We start from the raw sequence: 4,421 nt of genomic DNA, 5'->3' as shown, positions 1-4,421 counted from the left end.
CTGCTCCCCGCGGTGCTTACTTCTTGTCGACCGGCTTGGTCTCAGCCGGTGCTTCGGCCGGGGCCGGAGTGGCGGCCGGAGCCGGACGCGCCTTGACCACACGCACGCCACGCGCCTTCATCCAGGCGTCGAACTCTTCGGCGGTCATGCGCTTGCCGTTCTGGCTCATGTCGAAGCGCCAGGGCGTGTTGTCGAATTCGGTCTGCGGCTTGTAGGCCGCCGGATCGTTCGGCTTCACTGCAGGGGCGCTCGGAATGGCCTTGGCGATGTTCTGGCAACCATCGATGCGCAGGCGCTGCAGCACCTGGTCCAGCGACTGCGACGGATCGTAGTTGCTGCTCAGCACGCCGGCCGGCATGCCCAGCTGGTTGCCACGGATGTAGAGCTCGTCGGCCACCGGCGCGATGGTCGTGGCCGGCAACGGCAGCGGCGAGGCGCTGGTGTTGACCGAGCAATCGACCGCAGCGTGGGCGGCGGGAACCAGGGCCAGCGCCAGGAAGGCGGCCGATGCAGAGCGCAGCATGAAGGGCATCCAGGAAAGGAAGTGACGCGGCGAGTTTAGCAATGCCGCGACAGCTTTCAAGCGCCACTTTCAATGAATACGGCAACTCATTGGTTTTACGGATAAAAACCCGACGAACGGTTGTTCCCGGACCGACGGACACACGGATTCCGGGCCGCAGAAACAACAAGACCCGGCCGAAGCCGGGTCCTGCTGTGTCCTACTGGCAGAGCGTCAGAACTTAGTTCTGGACGTTCAGCTCGGTACGACGGTTCTTGGCGCGACCTTCCGGGTTGTCCGAACCATCCGGGTTGGTGTTCGGAGCAATCGGACGGCTCTCGCCGTAGCCGATCGGGCCGACCAGGCGACCGGCGTCAACGCCGTTCTTGGTCAGATAGTTGTACACGGCGGTAGCGCGACGCTCCGACAGCTTCTGGTTGTAAGCGTCGGTACCCTTCGAGTCGGTGTGACCGGCAACTTCAACGCGCAGATCCGGGTAACGCTTCAGGATCTCGGTGGCTTCGCTCAGGATCGCCACGGCGTCCGGACGCAGGTTCGACTTGTCGAAGTCGAAGTTGACGCCCTTCAGGTCGATGGAGACCGGCACCGGGCAACCGTCCGGACCGATGGTCTGACCCGGCTGCGAGTTCGGGCACTTGTCGTCGCAGTTGTTGACGCCGTCACCGTCGTCATCCAGGTCGGCGCAGCTCGGGGCAACCGGAGCCGGAGCCGGAGCAGCCGCGACCGGAGCCGGGCCCAGCGGGATCACGACGCCGACCGAAGCCAGCACGTCACCGAACCAGTCTTCCTTCGGAGCGGCAACGCTCTGGTCGTCGAAGTCAGCGCGGTAGGCCACTTCGGCGCGGACAGCAACGCGCTTTTCGAAGGTGGTCTGCAGGCCGACGCCCAGCTTGGCGGCAACGTTGCCGTCCTTACGCTGGCGCGGACCGTTGGCATTCAGCGCCGGGTACTCTTCTTCCGACTTCTGGTAGCCCAGGCCACCGACGATGTACGGGTTCCAGCCGCGGCCTTCCTTGATGAAGTGGCGACGCAGGTCCAGCGAGACGCCGTACTGCGACCAGTTCAGGTCCTTGTTCGAATCGAAGTTCGGGTTCTGATAGTTCAGCTCACCGTCCAGCGACCAGTTCGGGCTGATGAACTTGCCCAGGCCCAGGGTCACGAACGGAGCGTCATTGGTCAGACGGTCGCTGTCCTGGAAGTTGAAGCCGGCCGAACCGGTCAGGTACCAGCGGTCATCGAACTCCTGCGCCGAAGCTGCCTGGGCAAAAGCCAGGCCGCCCAGCAGCGCGGCAGTAAGGATCTTCTTGTTCATTGAGTACAGCTCCTATTTCGGGGGTATGAAACCGGTAGAGGCATGGGCCAGCACAAGTGCGTCGATGTACGACAGCCGATTCAGCACGCCACCGCCGCGAACATTATGCTCAGGCGGGTGAAGGCCATGTTAACAGCCCCGTAACATGTGAAGTGTTGCGCCCGACCGTCCGCCGGTCCGACGTTGAAACCCTATACAGGATGATGAAAATCCGCAAGACCCTCACGCTGCAAGGGTTTGACGGGGTTTAGGCGGGGAAAACGACATATTGCGCGGCGCGCTGCATCAAACGGTTCAGCGCGTCTGCGGAAACGTGAGGAACCTTATGATGGAGCCACGAACCCAGCCGGAGCCGTGATGAAAGCCGTCGCCCTGAGTCGTGAATCCGCCCCTGCCCTGTGCGATATCCACCTGCCTCCGCCGCTGCCTCCCCGGGGGCGTGACCTGCTGGTCCGGGTCGAGGCGGTTTCAGTCAACCCCGTCGATGGCAAGCAGCGTGCCAGCACGGATCCGGCCACGCTCCAGGCACCCCGCGTGCTGGGTTGGGACGCTGCCGGCGTGGTCGAGGCAATCGGCGACGAGGCGAGCCTGTTTGCCTCCGGTGACGAGGTTTATTACGCAGGCGATGTCACCCGCCCCGGCTGCAATGCGCAGTACCACTGGGTGGATGAACGCCTGGTCGCGCGCAAGCCAACCACGCTGGATTTCGCTGAAGCCGCAGCGCTGCCGCTGACCACGCTCACCGCCTGGGAGCTGCTGTTCGAGCGCATGCCGCTGCGGCTGGACGATCGCCGCCACGCCGGCCAGCACCTGCTGGTGATCGGCGGTGCGGGCGGGGTCGGCTCGATGGCAATCCAGCTGGCCCGCCATGCGGGTTTCGAGGTGATCGCCACGGCGTCGCGCGAGGCCTCGGCCGACTGGTGCCGGCAGATGGGTGCCCGGCACGTGATCGACCACCGGCAACCACTTCAGGCCCAGCTGCAGGCGCTGGGCATCGACACGGTGCAGGTCGCACTCAACCTGGCCGACACCGATCACTACTGGGACGAACTGGGCCTGCTGCTGGCGCCGCAGGGACATGTGGGCCTGATCGTCGAGCCGCGTGGGCCGCTGCGCATCGGCGATCCCTACAAAGCCAAGTGCATCGGCATCCACTGGGAGTTCATGTTCGCGCGCTCGCGCTTTGCCACTGCCGACTGCATCGAGCAGCACCGCATCCTCAGCCGCACGGCCAGCATGATCGATGCCGGCCAGCTGCGCGGCACCCTCAGTGAAAGCCTGGGCCCGATCAATGCGGCAAATCTGGACATCGCGCATCAGCGCCTGGCCAGCGGACGCACGGTGGGCAAGCTGGCGCTGGCAGGCTGGGGCGACTGAGCCAGGCTGGAACGCCGATGTAAAGCCGAGCCCATGCCCGGCCGTGCGGTCTGATCGTAGCGTCGAGCGTGCTCGACTGATTCATCAGGAGCAGTCGAGCACGCTCGACGCCACTGTAGCGGCGGATTGGTCGGCATCTGTATCTATGGAAGTGAATAAATCGGGATTACGGTGGGAACAGATTCCCCTCCCCCGAGACCGCCATGCCCACCGCCCTGCCCTTGCGCCTGCTGCAACTGATCACCGGCCTGTTCCTGTACGGCTTCGGCGCCTCGCTGATGATCCGTGCGGCCATCGGCGTGGCGCCCTGGGACGTGCTGTCGCAGGGCATCGCCGCGCAGACGCCGCTGTCGTTCGGGCTGGCCACCAACGTGATCGGTGCGCTGGTGTTGCTGCTGTGGTGGCCGCTGCGGCAGAAACCGGGTGTCGGCACCGTGCTCAACGTGATGCTGATCGGCCCTTCCGCGCAGTTCGGGCTATGGTTGCTGCCGCCGGCAGTCGGCCTTGGCTGGCAGCTGGCAATGTTCTGCGCCGGCATGCTGCTGGTCGCGCTGGCCACCGGCCTGTACATCGGCGCCAGGCTTGGCCCTGGCCCGCGCGACGGCCTGATGACCGGCCTGCATGCCCGCACCGGCTGGCCGATCTGGAAAGTGCGCAGCCTGATCGAAGGCAGCGTGCTGCTGCTGGGCTGGTGGCTGGGCGGCAATGTCGGCCTCGGCACCCTCGCCTTCGCCCTGCTGATCGGTCCGCTGTGTGGTGTCACGCTGGGCTGGTTCGGGATCGGTCGCACCCCGGTAGTGCCGGCCGCTGGCCGGCAGCCGCAGTCCCCCTGATCTGCCCAGGATGCCGGCCAGCGGCCGGCACTACCGCCCCCGGAGTTCGGGGACAGCGCCGCAGGCGCGGGGGCGTGGAGGCCGGTAAGTGGGGCCCGCGGTTCGCGCAGCGAATTGCGGGAGCGACAGCACGCATGTGCTGAGCGTACCCGGCCAGCGGCCGGCACTACCCCCCGGAGTTCGGGGGCAGCGCCGCAGGCGCGGGGGCGTGGAGGCCGGTAAGTGGGGCCCGCGGTTCGCGCAGCGAATTGCGGGAGCGACAGCACGCATGTGCCGAGCGTACCCGGCCAGCGGCCGGCACTACCCCCCGGAGTTCGGGGGCAGCGCCGCAGGCGCGGGGGAGTGGAGGTAGTTAAGTGGGGCCCGCGGTTCGCGC

Annotated in this window: 4 protein-coding genes; 2 read left to right on the top strand and 2 right to left on the bottom strand. The window is 66.3% G+C overall.

What is annotated here, in order from left to right; genetic code table 11:
- Positions 1-16: 16 nt before the first annotated feature.
- On the bottom strand, positions 17-523 hold the full coding sequence (locus QRO95_RS24980; RefSeq protein ID WP_010483956.1) for a hypothetical protein: 507 nt from the start codon (positions 521-523) through the stop codon (positions 17-19).
- Between the two features lie 220 nt (positions 524-743).
- Positions 744-1,835 (bottom strand): OmpA family protein, encoded by a 1,092-nt coding sequence (locus QRO95_RS24975; RefSeq protein WP_010483958.1) that lies wholly within the window; start codon positions 1,833-1,835, stop codon positions 744-746.
- A 357-nt stretch (positions 1,836-2,192) separates the two neighbouring features.
- Between QRO95_RS24975 and QRO95_RS24970 the strand changes: the two genes are divergently transcribed.
- On the top strand, positions 2,193-3,212 hold the full coding sequence (locus QRO95_RS24970) for a zinc-binding alcohol dehydrogenase family protein (protein ID WP_071229155.1): 1,020 nt from the start codon (positions 2,193-2,195) through the stop codon (positions 3,210-3,212).
- A 203-nt stretch (positions 3,213-3,415) separates the two neighbouring features.
- Positions 3,416-4,045 carry a YitT family protein gene (locus QRO95_RS24965; protein WP_049463677.1) on the top strand — a complete coding sequence of 210 codons (630 nt, stop codon included), beginning with the start codon at positions 3,416-3,418 and terminating at the stop codon, positions 4,043-4,045.
- Positions 4,046-4,421 lie beyond the last annotated feature (376 nt).

The sequence above is a fragment of the Stenotrophomonas maltophilia group sp. Smal13 genome, assembly GCF_030236855.1.
In the GTDB taxonomy this organism is placed as follows: Bacteria; Pseudomonadota; Gammaproteobacteria; order Xanthomonadales; family Xanthomonadaceae; genus Stenotrophomonas; species Stenotrophomonas maltophilia_A.
This window is presented reverse-complemented; position numbering and strand designations above follow the sequence as displayed.